Genomic DNA, 15,230 nt, shown 5'->3' on the forward strand with positions numbered 1-15,230 from the left:
GGATTACTCCGGCAGGCGGCCCGCCAGGGCCACCCAGCCTTCATGTTCAGCCCACACGGTCAGGGCGATGTAGGGAGCATAGGTGGCGATGACTTCCTGCGCCTGGCGATCCAGCACGCCCGACAGCACCAGCGAGCCACCGGCGCGCACGCGGCCAGCCAGCATCGGCGCCATCAGTTGCAGGGGACCGGCCAGGATGTTGGCCACCACCACGTCGAAGCGTTCCCCTTCCGGATGGGCTTCGGCGAAGGGTTCGGGCAGGTAATAAGCGGCGCTGCAATGATTGCGTGCGGTATTGTGCTGGGCCGACTCCAGCGCCTGCGGATCGATGTCCACCCCGATCACCTGGGGTACGCCGATCTTGGCGGCGACCAGCGCCAGGATGCCCGAGCCGCAGCCGTAGTCCAGCAGCGTGCGGGCTTGCGTGGCATTGGCTTCCAGCCACTCCATGCAAAGCCGCGTGGTCGGATGGCTGCCGGTGCCAAAGGCCAGGCCCGGATCCAGTTCCAGCACCAGGGCATCCGGATCGGCGGGGGCTTCGTGCCAGCTGGGCACGACCCAGATACGTTGGCCGATGTGGATGGGCTCGAACTGGGATTGCGTCAGGCGCACCCAGTCCTGCTCTTCCACGCTGCGGGTGGCAAAGGGCAGGGCATAGTCCAGGCCGATGGCCTTGGCCGCATCCATGACGATGGTGGCGTGGTCGGCATCCTTGCCGGCCAAGGCCACCACGCGGCTGCGATCCCAGGCGGCCGTTTCCGGCTCCATGCCGGGTTCGCCGAAGAGCGGACGCTCGGCGTCCGTCCCTTCATCGGCATCTTCCACCGACACCGACAGGGCGCCAGAGTCCATCAGGGCGTCGGACAATGCCTCCGCCTGTTCGCGCGCCACTTCGATGACGATTTCTACCCAAGCCATGCTTGCCTCTACCTTTGCCTTTGCTCTTGCGTTGCGTTGTTGCTGATGTGCTGCGATTTACTTCTTGAGGGACTTGTCCGCTTCCGGCGCCGTCGGGCGTTCCGACAACTTATGTTCCAGATAATGGATATTGGTTCCGCCTTCGAAGAAACGCGCATCGACCATCAGTTCGCGGTGCAGCGGGATGTTGGTCGAAATGCCTTCCACCACCATTTCCGACAGCGCGATCTGCATGCGGCGGATGGCCTGTTCGCGGGTGGCGCCATAGGCGATCACCTTGCCGACCATGGAGTCATAGTTGGGCGGCACGAAATAACCTGAATAGGCATGCGAATCCACGCGGATGCCAGGACCACCCGGCACGTGCCACGCCGTGATGCGGCCCGGCGAGGGGATGAACTTGAACGGATCCTCGGCGTTGATGCGGCACTCGATGGCATGCCCCTTCAGTTCGATTTCGCGCTGGCGGTAACGCAGTTTTTCGCCGGCGGCAATGCGGATCTGTTCCTGCACGATGTCCACACCGGTGATCATCTCGGTCACCGGGTGTTCCACCTGCACGCGGGTGTTCATCTCGATGAAGTAGAACTCTTCATTTTCATACAGGAACTCGAAGGTACCAGCGCCACGATAGTTCATCTTGCGGCAGGCTTCGGCGCAGCGTTCGCCGATCTTCTCGATGATCTTGCGCGGGATGCCCGGTGCCGGAGCCTCCTCGATCACCTTCTGGTGGCGGCGCTGCATGGAGCAGTCGCGCTCGCCCAGCCAGATGGCCTGCTTGTGCTCGTCGGCCAGGATCTGGATTTCCACGTGGCGCGGATTTTCCAGATACTTCTCCATATAGACTTCCGGATTGCCGAAGGCGGCACCGGCTTCGGTCTTGGTCATGGTCACGGCATTGATCAGCGCGGCTTCGGTATGCACCACGCGCATGCCACGACCGCCGCCGCCGCCGGCAGCCTTGATGATGACCGGATAGCCGATCTTGCGGGCGATCTGGACGATTTCCTTGGGATTGTCCGGCAGTGCCCCTTCCGAACCCGGCACGCAGGGTACGCCGGCACGGATCATGGCCTGCTTGGCCGAGACCTTGTCGCCCATCATGCGGATGTTTTCCGCGCGCGGACCGATGAAGACGAAGCCGGACTGTTCCACGCGCTCGGCGAAATCGGCATTTTCCGACAGGAAGCCGTAGCCGGGGTGGATCGCCTGGGCGTCCGTGACTTCAGCGGCGCTGATGATGGCCGGCATGTTCAGGTAGGACAGTGTGGACGGGGCCGGGCCGATGCAGACCGACTCATCGGCCAGCTTCACGTACTTGGCCTCGCGGTCGGCCTCGGAGTGCACGACCACGGTCTTGATGCCCAGTTCGCGGCAGGCGCGCTGGATACGCAGGGCAATTTCGCCACGGTTGGCGATGAGGATTTTTTCAAACATAACAGGAATGAGGCGTCGCCAGGTTCAAGCGTTATAGGTTCCGGAGCCGGGCCGCGGCAGCCGTTGCTGCCAGGCCAGGGACTGCTGTGGCGGGAATCAGCCCAGCACGAACAGCGGTTGGCCGAACTCGACGGCCTGGCCGTTTTCCACCAGGATCTGCTTGACCACGCCACCCTTGTCGGCGTCGATTTCGTTGAGCAGCTTCATGGCTTCGATGATGCACAGGGTATCGCCTTCCTTGACTTCCTTGCCCACTTCGACGAAAGCCGGTGCGCCCGGTGCCGAGGAACGGTAGAAGGTGCCGACCATGGGCGACTTGACGATATGGCCTTCCGGCACGGCCGGGGCCGCCGGTGCGGCAGCGGGGGCCGCAGCAGGCGCGGCAGCGGCCACGGGGGCGGCGGCCGGCGCGTAGGCCTGCTGTTGCGGCACCATCACCACCTGGTTCTGGGCATTCGGGGAAGACTTGACGATGCGGACCTTGCTTTCACCTTCGGTGACTTCCAGCTCTTCGATGGCCGATTCAGCAACCAGGTCGATGAGCGTCTTGAGTTTTCGTAAATCCATTTGAATCCCTCGGAATGTAGATAAGTAGTGTTAACGAAGCGCCGGCGCTCTGTCGCGTCCGGCGGGTTCAGTCTGGGTCTTGCAGTACGTGAAGCGATCCGTTCGAAGCGGGGGCAGCCCGCCGTCAGGATTGACGCAGCCAGTAGTCGACGGCCATGCGATAACCGTCCACCCCGAAGCCGCACAGGACTGCCCGGGCGATGCCGGACAGGTAGGAAAAATGCCGGAACTCCTCGCGCTGGTGCACATTGGAGATATGCAGTTCCACGAAGGGAATGGCCACGCCGGCCAGCGCATCGCGCAGGGCCACGCTGGTATGCGTGAGTCCGCCCGGGTTGATGATGATGCCATCGACCCCCTCCAGGCGCGCCTGGTGGATGCGGTCGATCAGGGCGCCTTCGTGATTGCTCTGGAAGCTCGCCAGGTGCGCCCCGGCGGCGCGGGCCTGTTCTTGTGCACGCTGTTCGATATCGGCCAGCGTGGTCGATCCGTAGACTTCCGGCTCCCGGGTTCCGAGCAGATTGAGGTTCGGACCATTGAGCAGGAGTAGCTGTTTTGCCATGGAGATTAAGCTCCGTTTGACGACGATGCGCGCATTTTGCCGTCAAATACCATCATTTGGCAAGAAAAACTTTCTTTTCACGGATTTGCGTTTGGCACGGCGGCCAGGTGGCCTCGCAGGTGACTCCAGGATCAGAGCTGTGCCAGGTCGGCGCGCAGTTCATCGAACTTGATGCGGCCCAGGTAGACCTTCTTGACGTTGCCGTCCTTGCCCACCAGAGCGGTGAACGGAAGACCGCCCGCCTGATTGCCGAATTGCCGCAGCAAATCGGTGGCGCCGGTTCCGGCAACGAAGAGAGGATAGCGGATTTGGTACTTTTGCGCAAACTTGGCGATATTTTCCTGACTATCGACGCCAATTCCGAGAATTTGCACCGGCGCGATTTCCTGCTGCAAGGCCGTCAGCTCCGGCATTTCTTCCACGCAGGGGCCGCACCAGGTGGCCCAGAAGTTCACGATCAGGGGCTTGCCCTTGTACTGCGCCAGCGACTGCGTCTGCCCGCTGGCATCCGGCATCGATTGCGACAACAGCGTGTTGAGCGCCTGGGTCTCCGGCGAGACGGGCGGGTTGGTGCGATGGCCGACATAGACGCCAACGCCCACGCAAACGGCCGCAACTACGGCCAACAGGATGATATTTTTCAGCTTCGTCATGAGTCAGTCCTCGGAGGGGGCGTCGATCAGATTGGCCAGCGCAGCCGCATCGCCGCGCTCGGGGCGTTTGCCGGGCGCCGCACGGAGGCTGCCGCGCAGATCGTCTTGGTCATACAGGGCCAGATGGGCCAGTTCGGGGTCGGCGCCGCGCTGGGGCAGCAGGAAGCTCAGGGTCTCCACGGCCTGGCCGGTGCGGAAGTGGCTGGTCTCCCCGACCTCGAAGTTCACATTCTTGTTCAGCAGGAAGATCTCGACATCCTTGGCACTGGGGGAGAACAGCTGCAAGTGGATGTCAGAATGTTCACCTGCCGTGCCATTCCACACCGCGCCGGTAATATAAGGATTGAACTGTTGCAGGTCCTGCATCAGTTGCAGGGCCACCTGGCGCAGGTGCAAGAGGCGCGCCGGTTGCGTGTCGGCAAAGAAGAGTTCGTTGTAGATGCGCACTTCTTCTTCGATCTGTTCGTTATCCGGCATGATCTCGCCGCGCACCTTCTGGTTGCCCAGGATCTGTCTGGCGGCCTTGCGCTTGGCGCTGCCGTAGTCGGCACCGTCTTCGGCGATCATGCGAGCGGCGGCCGCGGCGATTTCGGCGCGCAGCTGCTCGGTAGGGGAAGTGAATTCGAATTCAGACATGGCCGACATCATACTCGTTAGCGGGTGCACCCGCCGCCTCAGGTAAAATCGCGGGATTACACCCCAAGATTCGCTATGCACATACACATCCTCGGCATCTGTGGCACCTTCATGGGCGGCCTGGCCGTGCTGGCCAAAGAGGCTGGCCATACCGTGACCGGCTGCGACGCCAACGTCTATCCCCCCATGAGCACGCAACTGGAAGCCCAGGGCATCACCCTGACCCAGGGTTTCGAGCCGTCCCAGGTGGACATCCAGCCGGACCTGTTCGTGATCGGCAATGTCGTCTCGCGCGGCAACCCGCTGATGGAAGAGATCCTCAACCGCGGCCTGCCCTATGTGTCCGGGCCGCAATGGATGGGCGAGAACATCCTGCAGAACAAATGGGTCCTGTCGGTGGCCGGCACGCATGGCAAGACCACCACCTCGGCCATGCTGGCCTGGGTGCTGGAGCACGCAGGTTACCAGCCCGGCTTCCTGATCGGCGGGGTACCGATGAACTTCGGCATCTCGGCACGCCTGGGCAGCGATGGTCACGGTGGACCTTCACCCTTCTTCGTCATCGAGGCCGACGAGTACGACACCGCCTTCTTCGACAAGCGCAGCAAGTTCGTGCACTACCGCAGCCGCACCGCCGTGCTCAACAACCTGGAATACGATCACGCCGACATCTTCCCCGATCTGGCCGCCATCGAGACGCAATTCCACCATCTGGTGCGTACCGTGCCCGGGATCGGCCGGGTCATCGTCAATGGCCGTGAAGCCGCGTTGCAGCGCGTGCTGGCGCGCGGCTGCTGGAGCGAACGTGAAGATTTTGGCGTGGCCGCAGGCCAGCCCGGCTGGTCGCTGCAGACCCACGACGATGGCCGTTTCGAGGTCTTCTTCGAAGGCCAGTCACAGGGAACGGTGGACTGGACCCTGACCGGTGAACACAATCGCATGAATGCGCTGGCCGCCATTGCCGCCGCGCGTCACGTGGGCGTACCGGCGGCCCAGGCTATCGCGGCCCTGGGCGCGTTCCAGAATGTCAAGCGGCGCATGGAGCTGCGCGGCAGCGCCAACGGAGTGGCCGTGTATGACGATTTCGCCCATCATCCGACCGCGATTGCCACCACCGTGGCCGGTCTGCGCAAGAAGGTCGGCGCGGCCCGCATCCTGGCGGTGCTGGAGCCGCGTTCCAACACCATGAAGCTGGGCACGATGAAAGAGGCCCTGCCGGGCAGCCTGGTGGATGCTGACCTGGTCTTCGGTTTCGGCGCCCGGTCCGGGCGCGATGCGCTGGGTTGGGATCTGGCCGAGGCGCTGGCGCCGCTGGGGCAGAAAGCCTCTGCCTTCGACGATCTGGATGCGCTGGTGCAAGCCGTCAAGGCCGCCGCGCAGCCGGGTGACCACGTGCTGGTGATGAGCAATGGCGGCTTCGGCGGTGTGCACCAGAAACTGCTGGACGCGCTGGCATGATCCTGTACCTGCACGGCTTTCGTTCCTCGCCGCAGTCCTTCAAGGCGCGTGTGATGGGGCAGCGCATGGCCGCGCTGGGATTGCAGGACCACTACGTCTGCCCGCAACTGCCGGCGTCACCGGCCGGCGCCATCGCCCTGGCCGGCGCGCTGGTGGCCGGCGTGGACCCGGCGCGGCTGACCGTGGTCGGCTCTTCCCTGGGCGGCTATTACGCCACCTGGCTGGCCGAGCATACCGGCTGCCGGGCGGTGCTGGTCAACCCGGCGGTCAAGCCGCCGCGCGACCTGGAATCCTATGTCGGCGTGAGCACGCAGTATCACTCCGACGAGCCCTTCGAATTCAAGCGCGAGTACATCGCCGAGCTGCTGGCCCTGGCCGTACCGGCCATCACGCGCCCCGAGCGCTATTTCCTGCTGGCGGCCACCGGCGACGAAGTGCTGGACTGGCGCGAGATGGTGGCCCATTACCCCGGTGCCCGCCAGACCGTCATCGAGGGCAGCGATCACGGCATGGCCGAGTTTGCTGACCATCTCGACGAGGTGCTGGCCTTCTGCGGTGTGGATGTATCCGGCAAGGCGGTGCGTTGATGCCGCATGCCGTGCGCAAGGCGCGCTGGATGGCGCATCCGCAGGCATTGGCGGGGCTGTTGGCCGCCGATGGCGAGCTGATGCGGCGCACCTGGTCCTGGTTGGCGGACCCGGGTTCCATGACGCTGAAACTCAGGAAACGGACAGAAAGCTTCAGTGTGCGCCTGCTGCGTCAGCGTCCGGGCCGCATCCTGGCCGATGAGCATGAAGCCTTGTGCATATCGCCCCGCAGCCGCGTGGTGGAGCGCGATGTGATCTTGCTGGGTGACGGGCAGCCGCTGGTGTTCGGGCACACGATCCTGTCCACCGGCTCGGTCAAGTCCGACTGGCCTTTTTTCAGCAAGCTGGGTACCACCCCGCTGGGCGCCAACTTGTTCTTTGATCCGCTGGTCGGGCGCAGTCCCATCCAGTATGCTCGGCTGTGCGCCGGCCATCCGCTGATGCGTCGCATTGCGCAGGCCCTGCCCGAGACCGAATTGCCGACCACCTTGCTCGCGCGCCGCTCCCTGTTTACCCGGCGCGGCGGCGTACTGATGGTCACCGATGTTTTCCTGCCGGCCCTGGAAGTGCTGATGCGTCCTCGGCCGGCCCACGTAGCGATTGAAAAGCGATAGAAGCAGATGAATTTATTGTTCGAAGAATCCGGCGACTTCAAGGCCGGCTCCATCATGACCCAGCAGGGCGAGTCCTACCAGGTCGAGATGGCCTCCGGCAAGCGCGCCAAGGTCAAGTCGCGCGATGCACTGCTGCAATTCGCTGCCCCTTCCCCGGCCGAGCTGATGCAGCAGGCCCAGGCCATCGCTGACGAAGTCGACCTGGATTTCCTGTGGGAAGTGGCCGGCGAAGAAGAGTTCGGCTTCACCGATCTGGCCGCCGAGTACTTTGGTCATGCCCCGCTGCCGCCGGAAGCGGCCGGCTTGCTGCTGTGCCTGCATCGCGCGCCGATCTATTTCTACAAGAAGGGGCGTGGCCGCTACAAGGCCGCCCCGCAAGCCTCGTTGCAGGCCGCGCTGGCCGGGCTGGAAAAGAAGAAGCAGCAACTGGCCGCACAAGCCGTGTATGTGGAAGAACTCAAGGCGCACAAGCTACCCGAAGCTTTCCGCCCCATCGCCCTGCAACTGCTCTTCAAGCCGGACAAGAACGGCATCGAATTCAAGGCCCTGGACGCCGCCGCCAAGGAATTGCAGACCACCCCGCAACGCCTGATGCTGGCCGCCGGTGGGGTGGCCTCGCCCAAGGATCTGCATTACGCGCGCTTCCTCTACGAATTCTTCCCGCGTGGCACCGGTTTTCCGGCCATCGAGATTCCCCCCGCTACCACCGATCTGCCACTGGCTGACGTGCAGGCTTTCTCCATCGATGACGTGACCACTACCGAAATCGATGACGCGCTGTCGGTCACCCGCCTGCCGGATGGCAAGCTGCGCGTGGGCATCCACATTGCCGCCCCCGGCCTGGCCATCAAGCGCGGCGACGCCATCGATGCGCTTGCGCGCGCGCGCATGTCCACCGTCTACATGCCGGGCGAAAAGATCACCATGCTGCCCGACGACCTGGTGGCCGCCTATACGCTCGATGCCGGCGCCGCCCGTCCGGCCTTGTCGCTGTACGCCACGCTGGATGCGGCCAACTGGGAAGTGCTGGCCACCGAGACCCGCGCCGAGCGGGTGCCGATCGCCGCCAACCTGCGCCACAACGACCTCGACGAGCTGGTCACCGAGGAAGCCCTGGCCGAAAATCGTGGCGAGTATCCGCACAAGGACGAGATCGCCCTGCTGTGGCAGTGGGTGCAGTTGCTGGAACAGGGGCGCATGGCCAAGCGCGAGAGTTTCGGGCTGCGTCCGGAACAGAACAACCGCGTCGACTTCAACTTCTACGTCGAGAACGATGTGGTGAGCATCGTGCGCCGTCGCCGTGGCGCGCCGCTCGACAAGATCGTGGCCGAGCTGATGATCTTTGCCAACAGCACCTGGGGCAAGCTCATGGCCGATCATGGCGTCCCCGGCATCTACCGCGCGCAAGGCGGCGGGGCAGGCGGCTGGGCGGCCAAGATGCAGGTGCGCATGGTCACGCACGCTGCGCCTCACCAGGGGCTGGGTGTGGACCAATATGCGTGGAGCACATCGCCCCTGCGCCGCTATACCGACCTGGTCAACCAGTGGCAGATCCTGGCCTGCATCGAACATGGCGTGACCGCGCCGCTGGTGGCGCCCTTCAAGCCGCGTGATGCCGATCTGTTCGCCATCGTCTCGGGCTTCGATGCGGCGTATTCCGGTTATGCCGATTTCCAGTCCACCATGGAACGCTACTGGTGTCTGCGCTGGCTGGCCCAGGAAAATGCCCGTACCGTGGAAGCGGTGGTGTTGAAGGATGAAATCCTGCGCCTGGTCGAGATTCCGCTGGTGCTGCGCATGCCCGGCCTGCCGCAGCTGGCGCGCGGCCTGCAGGTCAAGCTGGACCTGCTGCGCTGGGATGAAGTCGACCTGACCGTGGAAGCGCGCCTGCTGGAAGTGCCGACCGCCGCCCAGACCCTGGACAACGATCTGGGCGAAGACGACGAGGAGTTGCTCGAAGGCATGGCCGCCATGGGCGGCGAAGCGCAGGACGAAGACGCTGCCGCCGAACCCGATCCGGCGCAGGAGGATGAGCCCGATCACCTGGCCGACGCGGGTGAAAACCCGTCCGCCCAGGCGGCCCAATGACGCGGTGCTGGCGTAGAATTGGCGCTGTGAATATCGTCGTTGCTCCCCATCTGCTGTGAATCTGTTTGCCCAACACCGTCTGCTGAGCCTGGCGCTCGGAATTTCGCTGCTGGTGCATGGCCTGCTGCTGGCCGTGCACTTCGCCGCGCCCGACGCCTTCCGCTTCAAACCGTCGGACCCGGAACTGGAAGTCATCCTGGTCAACGCCAAGCATGACAAGAAGCCGGTCAACGCCCAGGCGCTGGCGCAGGCCAATCTGGATGGCGGCGGCAATGCCGAGAAGGGCCGTGCCAGGTCGCCGCTGCCGGACATGCAGCACGTGCAGAGCGGTGACAGCGTCAAGGCCGCGCAGCGCAAGGTGGCCGAACTGGAACAGGAGCAGCGCAAGATGCTGGCCCAGTTGCGGGAGGCAAGGCAGCACGTGGCCAGCGCCGAGCAGCACAAGCCGGTGGCCGCGCCCCAGCCCGAGGCGCGCGACCTGACCGAGACCGCCCGGGCCATGGCGCGCATGGAAGCGGAACTGGCCAGGGACATCGAGCAATACAACAAGCGTCCGAAGAAGACACAGATCACGCCCAGCACCCGTGAAGTCGGCTATGCCCGCTACTTCAAGGCCCTGCAGGACAAGATAGAAAAGGTCGGCACCCTGAACTTCCCGACCCGCGACGGCAAGAAGCTCTACGGTGAATTGCTGGTGGTGATCCCTGTCTTCCAGGATGGCAGCATCTACGAGCGCGATGGCGGCGTGCTGGTGCGCACCAGTTCCGGCAATGCCGCACTGGACCAGGCGGCAGTGGCCATCGTGCGGCGTTCGGCACCGTTTGGCCGCTTTCCGGACAACATGCGTACCAACGGCAAGGATGACGTGTGGGAAGTCATCGTGACCTTCCGTTTCACCCGCGACGAGGGTGTGCAGGCACAGCTGGGTGCCGGCTGATATCGTCGGCGACGCAGCCGACCGGGGCCGCAGTCTCCAATACCCGCCCATGCCGGCCAAGAAGAGCGAACAACATACAACGAGGGAGCAGGTCCATCACCATGGATGAATACGTCGTCATCGGCAATCCGATTGCCCACAGCAAGTCGCCCGAGATCCATGCGCAGTTCGCTGCCCAGACCGGCCAGTCGCTGCACTACGAGCGCCTGCTGGCGCCGCTGCACGGTTTCACGGTGGCGGTGCAGGTGTTCCGGCGGCGCGGCGGGCGCGGCGCCAACGTCACCGTACCCTTCAAGCTGGAGGCACATGCCCTGGCCGATCAATTGACCGAGCGCGCGCGCCTGGCGGGGGCGGTCAATACCCTCAAGTTCGAGGGCGGACGCATCCTCGGGGACAACACCGATGGTGCCGGCCTGGTCACCGACATCATGGTCAATGCCGGCCAGGCCCTGGCAGGGCGTCGTGTGCTCTTGCTGGGCGCCGGGGGAGCCTCGCGCGGGGCCTTGCTGCCCCTGCTGCAGCAGCGACCGGCGCAGCTGGTGATCGTCAACCGCACCCAATCCAGGGCCGACGAGCTGGCGCAGCAGTTTGCCGAATACGGGCCCATCACCAGTGCCGCCTATGCCGAACTGGGGGGCGTGTTCGATGTCATCATCAATGCCACCTCGGCCAGCCTGTCCGATGACCTGCCGCCGTTGCCGGTGTCGGTCTATGGTGGCGAGACCCTGGCCTACGACATGATGTATGGTCGCCAGCCCACGGTATTCATGCAGAGCGCACAGCAACATGGTGCCAGTGTGCGCGATGGCCTGGGCATGCTGGTCGAGCAGGCAGCCGAAGCCTTCCAGCTCTGGCGCGGCGTGCGACCGGCCACCGCCGAGGTGTTTGCCAGCCTGCGCCAGCAGTTGTCGCAATGAGGGCAGGATAGTCCTCTGCTCCTGTAGAAGACTGCAGGACCACAGGACTGCTGGATTGCAGCTCTGCATGACCCTGCCATGACACAATTTCCCGGATCGACGCAACACGGCAACAGAACAACAACAGGCACATGAAATCGCTACGCAAGCTGCTCTTCTGGATCATCGTCCTGCCCATTGCACTGGTATTGCTGCTGCAGATGTACTTCTTCGTGCAGATCTGGTGGTGGAAGGATCACAATCCCGAGTCCACCAGTTTCATGCGCCAGCAATTGTCGCTGCTGCGCGAGAAGGATCCGAAAGCCCAGTTGCAATTGCGCTGGGTGCCTTACGCGCGCATCTCCAACAATCTCAAGCGCGCCATCATCGCTTCCGAGGACTCCAATTTCTCCGAGCATGACGGTATCGACTGGGACGCCTTGCAACGGGCCTACGAAAAGAATGAGAAGAAAGGCCGCGTGGTGGCCGGTGGGTCGACCATCACCCAGCAGCTGGCCAAGAACCTGTTCCTCTCGGGCGAGCGCAGCTACCTGCGCAAGGGCCAGGAATTCATCATCACCTACATGCTGGAATTCCTGCTGGACAAGCAGCGCATCTTCGAGATCTACCTCAACGTGGTGGAATGGGGCAACGGTGTCTTCGGCGCCGAGGCGGCGGCCCAGCATTACTATCACATCAGTGCCGCCAGTCTCGGCCCGGAGCAGGCTGCGCGGCTGGCGGTGATGTTGCCGCGTCCGCGCTACTATGACCGCAATCGCGGCTCCGGCTACCTGGCGGTGCGTACCAGCCTGATCCTGCGTCGCATGAATGCGGCCACGCTGCCGCCTGCGCACAAGTGAAGTGATCGCGCTGCTGCCGCAGCCAGATGACCGCCGTATGACAGTGCGCCCTGGCGAGCACGGCCGTGTCGTCGGCGCTGGATTGGCGCTTGCCTGGCGCGGGGCTTGAACGTACACTTGCGCACGTTTCGCGCCTGTCGCCACGGGCTGCCCGCACTTCACCCGCGTTCCACCGAGCGAGAACCCATGATCAATGTATTCGTGTTGCAAAACGGACGGCTGAGTCAGGTCAACATCGACAGCCGCACCGACCTGGAACAGGCCGCGCCGGTCTGGGTGGACCTGACCGAACCCAATGACGAAGAGCGCGCCTGGGTCAAGAGCATCTATGGCGTGACCCTGCCCGACGAGGATGAATTCAGCGACATCGAAGCCTCGGCCCGTTACTTCGAGGCCGAGAACGGCGACCTGCATCTGCGCACCGACTTCCTCTTCGAAGGGGATGATGATTCGTCCTCCACCATGACGGTGGCTTTCATCCTGGCGCGCAACATCCTCTTCTCGGTGCACGCCGAAGACCTGCCGGTGTTCCGCCTGGTGCGCATGCGCGCGCGCTCGCGGCCCGGTTCCATCGGCGACTATCGCGACGTGCTGCTCGATCTCTACGAGACCGATGCCGAATACTCCGCCGATGCCCTCGAAGGCATCTACCAGAAGCTCGAAGCGGTCAGTACCAGCGTGTTGAAGAAAAGCCTCTCCGACCAGGCCGCCGCCGATGTGCTCAACACCATCGCCCACGAAGAAGACTTGAACGGCCGCATCCGCCGCAACATGATGGATACGCGCCGCGCGGTCAGCTTCCTGATGCGCGGGCGTCTGCTGAGTTCGGAGCAGTTCGAGGATGCGCGCCAGATCCTGCGCGACATCGAATCCCTGGATGGTCACACCGCCTTCCTCTTCGACAAGATCAACTTCCTGATGGATGCCACGGTCGGCTTCATCAACATCAACCAGAACAAGATCATCAAGATCTTCTCGGTGGCCTCGGTGGCCTTCCTGCCCCCCACGCTGATTGCCAGCATCTACGGCATGAACTTCCGGGTCATGCCCGAACTCGACTGGGTGGTCGGTTATCCCCTGGCCATCCTTCTGATGGTGGGGTCGGCCATTGCGCCGTTCTGGTATTTCCGTCGGCGCGGCTGGCTCAATTGACTGTCTGCTGACGGCGACGTCCTCATTCTTCCGACACGCATTGCCGGGCTTCTCCGATGCCGCGCGCGCACCAGGCGCGGCACACTGTGCACACTATCCATCGCATTGCCGCACAGGAGAATCGCATGTCCATCCGTCATCATTATGTTTCGCTGGCCGTGGTCAGCGCCAGTTTCGCCGGCCTGCTGATCGGCTGCGCCAGTCCGCAGCAAGCGCCTTACGGCGCTGCGCCCACCTCGCAGAACTATGAACGGGTGGCAGCCTATTCCGGTACCGGCGTGGTGGAAGCCATCGAAGTCACCCACAAGGAAAGCAGCGGCGTGGCCGGTGCAGTGGTGGGTGGCGTGGCGGGTGGTTTGCTGGGCAACGCGGTAGGTGGCGGCACCGGCCGTGTGCTGGCGACCGTAGCCGGTGCAGCCGGTGGCGCATATGCGGGTAACCAGGTCCAACGCAACAGCGCTGCAGCTCATCCGGTCTACAACATCCGCGTGCGCATGAGTGACGGTTCCTTGCAGACCTTTGCGCAGGAAGACAATACCGACTTCCGCGTGGGCGACCGCGTGCGACTGGATAACGGTCGTATCAGCCGTTACTAATTGCAAATTGCAAATTGCGATTTTTATTTTGATACCGAACTGATCGGTATCGAAATAAAATAAAAAATGAAAAATAGAATAAATAATAAAACGAAGCCGTCCGATGCTGCACCGGACGGCTTCGTCGTTTCTGCGATATCGGTTCAGGCCGGGTAGAGCGCACCCAGTACCCGCAAGCCGCGCGCGCCGGTCACTGCCGGCAGATTGCCCGGCAGTCGCAGGTCGAAGCGGCGCGCCAGCCAGGCGAAAGCCAGCGCTTCCACATGTTGCGGGGCCACGCCCAGTACTGCCGTCGACTGCACGATCGCACGGTCCTGCAACTGCTGCTGCAACAAGCGCATCAGCAGGGCATTCTCGGCGCCGCCTCCGCAGACATAGACCTGTCGGGCCGCAGGCGCATGGGCCAGGATGGCCTCGGCAATGGTGCTGGCGGTGAGCATGGCCAGGGTGGCCTGCACATCTTCCGGGGCGAGCGCTGCGCCGGTGCGCAGCAGCGCTGCCTGCAGCCAGTCCAGGTGGAACAGGTCGCGTCCGGAACTCTTGGGCGGTGCTGCGCGGAAGAAGTCTTCATCGCGCAATTGCGCCAGCAGTCCCGCATGGACCTGGCCGGAGGCGCCCCAGTGACCATTGGCGTCGTAGGGGCGTTGCTGGTGCAGATGGATCCAGCCATCCATGAGCGCATTGCCGGGACCGGTATCGAAACCGTAAGCCCCTTCTTCATCGGCCGGCAGGATGCTGATGTTGGCGATACCGCCGATGTTGACCACCACCCGCGACTGGGTCGCATCACCGAAGAGGGCGCGATGGAAGGCTGGTACCAGCGGTGCGCCCTGGCCACCGGCGGCGACGTCGCGGCTGCGGAAATCGGCGACCACATCGATGGCGCACAGTTCGGCCAGCAGGGCGGCATTGTTGCTCTGGCGCGTGAACCCCAGTTCGGGACGATGGCGGATGGTCTGTCCATGCACCCCCACCATGCGCACATCGGCTGCCGATTTGCCGGCCTGCAGCAGCAGTTGCGCCACGCAGTCGGCGTAATGCACTGCCAGCGCATTGGCGGCCAGGGCTTCGCGCTCGATCTCGTTGGGGCCGGCGGCTTGCAGGGCCATCAGGTCGGCGCGCAGATGTGCGGGGAAGGGTACGTAGGCTGCTGCCAGCGTGGCCGACACGGCCTGGCCGTCGAAGGCGGCCAGCACGCCATCGACACCGTCGAGACTGGTGCCGGACATCAGGCCGATATACAACTGGGAAGAATCGTTCATGGCGGGC

Annotated in this window: 16 protein-coding genes; 9 read left to right on the forward strand and 7 right to left on the reverse strand. The window is 63.7% G+C overall.

The features are described from left to right. Positions 1-3 precede the first annotated feature (3 nt). The 6 genes from prmA to GWL_RS22110 form a co-directional block, all read right to left on the reverse strand. The gene (gene prmA / locus GWL_RS22085) at positions 4-918 is read right to left on the reverse strand and encodes a 50S ribosomal protein L11 methyltransferase (protein ID WP_008334669.1); all 915 of its coding nucleotides are present in this window, start codon (positions 916-918) and stop codon (positions 4-6) included. A gap of 57 nt (positions 919-975) precedes the next feature. Beyond that, positions 976-2,355, reverse strand: a complete 1,380-nt coding sequence (gene accC, locus GWL_RS22090) for an acetyl-CoA carboxylase biotin carboxylase subunit (RefSeq protein WP_008334670.1) — start codon at positions 2,353-2,355, stop codon at positions 976-978. Positions 2,356-2,451: 96 nt separating this feature from the next. Then, a complete protein-coding gene (accB, locus tag GWL_RS22095) occupies positions 2,452-2,922 on the reverse strand; it encodes an acetyl-CoA carboxylase biotin carboxyl carrier protein (RefSeq protein ID WP_008334672.1) in 471 nt (156 codons plus the stop codon). A gap of 124 nt (positions 2,923-3,046) precedes the next feature. Continuing rightward, on the reverse strand, positions 3,047-3,484 hold the full coding sequence (gene aroQ, locus GWL_RS22100; RefSeq protein ID WP_008334673.1) for a type II 3-dehydroquinate dehydratase: 438 nt from the start codon (positions 3,482-3,484) through the stop codon (positions 3,047-3,049). 131 nt (positions 3,485-3,615) lie between these two features. Then, positions 3,616-4,137: a TlpA disulfide reductase family protein gene (locus tag GWL_RS22105; RefSeq protein WP_008334674.1), complete on the reverse strand. Its 522-nt coding sequence runs from the start codon at positions 4,135-4,137 to the stop codon at positions 3,616-3,618. Positions 4,138-4,140: 3 nt separating this feature from the next. Next, a complete protein-coding gene (locus tag GWL_RS22110; RefSeq protein WP_008334675.1) occupies positions 4,141-4,782 on the reverse strand; it encodes a hypothetical protein in 642 nt (213 codons plus the stop codon). 66 nt (positions 4,783-4,848) lie between these two features. Here GWL_RS22110 and mpl point away from each other — a divergent pair, with 66 nt between their 5' ends. From mpl to GWL_RS22155, 9 genes are all read left to right on the forward strand, one after another. Further along, positions 4,849-6,231 (forward strand): UDP-N-acetylmuramate:L-alanyl-gamma-D-glutamyl-meso-diaminopimelate ligase, encoded by a 1,383-nt coding sequence (mpl, locus tag GWL_RS22115; protein ID WP_008334676.1) that lies wholly within the window; start codon positions 4,849-4,851, stop codon positions 6,229-6,231. Continuing rightward, on the forward strand, positions 6,228-6,818 hold the full coding sequence (locus GWL_RS22120; protein WP_008334678.1) for a YqiA/YcfP family alpha/beta fold hydrolase: 591 nt from the start codon (positions 6,228-6,230) through the stop codon (positions 6,816-6,818). Before mpl ends, GWL_RS22120 begins: the two co-directional genes overlap by 4 nt. Then, entirely contained in the window at positions 6,818-7,432 is a 615-nt protein-coding gene (locus GWL_RS22125; RefSeq protein WP_008334680.1) for a chorismate lyase, read from the forward strand. Before GWL_RS22120 ends, GWL_RS22125 begins: the two co-directional genes overlap by 1 nt. 6 nt (positions 7,433-7,438) lie before the next feature. Beyond that, positions 7,439-9,520 (forward strand): RNB domain-containing ribonuclease, encoded by a 2,082-nt coding sequence (locus GWL_RS22130; RefSeq protein WP_008334681.1) that lies wholly within the window; start codon positions 7,439-7,441, stop codon positions 9,518-9,520. 55 nt (positions 9,521-9,575) lie between these two features. After that, positions 9,576-10,457, forward strand: coding sequence for a TonB C-terminal domain-containing protein (locus GWL_RS22135; RefSeq protein WP_008334683.1), 882 nt, complete (start codon positions 9,576-9,578; stop codon positions 10,455-10,457). A gap of 101 nt (positions 10,458-10,558) precedes the next feature. Beyond that, positions 10,559-11,374, forward strand: a complete 816-nt coding sequence (gene aroE, locus GWL_RS22140; RefSeq protein WP_008334692.1) for a shikimate dehydrogenase — start codon at positions 10,559-10,561, stop codon at positions 11,372-11,374. 131 nt (positions 11,375-11,505) lie between these two features. After that, positions 11,506-12,213, forward strand: coding sequence for a monofunctional biosynthetic peptidoglycan transglycosylase (mtgA, locus tag GWL_RS22145; RefSeq protein ID WP_008334693.1), 708 nt, complete (start codon positions 11,506-11,508; stop codon positions 12,211-12,213). Between the two features lie 186 nt (positions 12,214-12,399). Further along, a complete protein-coding gene (gene corA, locus GWL_RS22150) occupies positions 12,400-13,365 on the forward strand; it encodes a magnesium/cobalt transporter CorA (protein ID WP_008334694.1) in 966 nt (321 codons plus the stop codon). Positions 13,366-13,490: 125 nt separating this feature from the next. Then, complete coding sequence (locus GWL_RS22155; RefSeq protein ID WP_008334695.1) at positions 13,491-13,961, forward strand: glycine zipper 2TM domain-containing protein; 471 nt, start codon at positions 13,491-13,493, stop codon at positions 13,959-13,961. A gap of 143 nt (positions 13,962-14,104) precedes the next feature. Here GWL_RS22155 and GWL_RS22160 read toward each other — a convergent pair whose 3' ends face one another. Then, a complete protein-coding gene (locus GWL_RS22160) occupies positions 14,105-15,223 on the reverse strand; it encodes an anhydro-N-acetylmuramic acid kinase (protein ID WP_008334696.1) in 1,119 nt (372 codons plus the stop codon). Positions 15,224-15,230 lie beyond the last annotated feature (7 nt).

Origin of the sequence: Herbaspirillum sp. GW103 (assembly GCF_000261365.1) — a bacterium.
Lineage (GTDB): Bacteria > Pseudomonadota > Gammaproteobacteria > Burkholderiales > Burkholderiaceae_D > Herbaspirillum.

Bases quoted from the DNA above. Each gene is read 5' to 3' on its own strand.
- prmA (WP_008334669.1), bottom strand. From the start codon at position 918: ATGGCTTGGGTAGAAATCGTCATCGAAGTGGCGCGCGAACAGGCGGAG.
- accC (WP_008334670.1), bottom strand. From the start codon at position 2,355: ATGTTTGAAAAAATCCTCATCGCCAACCGTGGCGAAATTGCCCTGCGT.
- accB (WP_008334672.1), bottom strand. From the start codon at position 2,922: ATGGATTTACGAAAACTCAAGACGCTCATCGACCTGGTTGCTGAATCG.
- aroQ (WP_008334673.1), bottom strand. From the start codon at position 3,484: ATGGCAAAACAGCTACTCCTGCTCAATGGTCCGAACCTCAATCTGCTC.
- GWL_RS22105 (WP_008334674.1), bottom strand. From the start codon at position 4,137: ATGACGAAGCTGAAAAATATCATCCTGTTGGCCGTAGTTGCGGCCGTT.
- GWL_RS22110 (WP_008334675.1), bottom strand. From the start codon at position 4,782: ATGTCGGCCATGTCTGAATTCGAATTCACTTCCCCTACCGAGCAGCTG.
- mpl (WP_008334676.1), top strand. From the start codon at position 4,849: ATGCACATACACATCCTCGGCATCTGTGGCACCTTCATGGGCGGCCTG.
- GWL_RS22120 (WP_008334678.1), top strand. From the start codon at position 6,228: ATGATCCTGTACCTGCACGGCTTTCGTTCCTCGCCGCAGTCCTTCAAG.
- GWL_RS22125 (WP_008334680.1), top strand. From the start codon at position 6,818: ATGCCGCATGCCGTGCGCAAGGCGCGCTGGATGGCGCATCCGCAGGCA.
- GWL_RS22130 (WP_008334681.1), top strand. From the start codon at position 7,439: ATGAATTTATTGTTCGAAGAATCCGGCGACTTCAAGGCCGGCTCCATC.
- aroE (WP_008334692.1), top strand. From the start codon at position 10,559: ATGGATGAATACGTCGTCATCGGCAATCCGATTGCCCACAGCAAGTCG.
- mtgA (WP_008334693.1), top strand. From the start codon at position 11,506: ATGAAATCGCTACGCAAGCTGCTCTTCTGGATCATCGTCCTGCCCATT.
- corA (WP_008334694.1), top strand. From the start codon at position 12,400: ATGATCAATGTATTCGTGTTGCAAAACGGACGGCTGAGTCAGGTCAAC.
- GWL_RS22155 (WP_008334695.1), top strand. From the start codon at position 13,491: ATGTCCATCCGTCATCATTATGTTTCGCTGGCCGTGGTCAGCGCCAGT.
- GWL_RS22160 (WP_008334696.1), bottom strand. From the start codon at position 15,223: ATGAACGATTCTTCCCAGTTGTATATCGGCCTGATGTCCGGCACCAGT.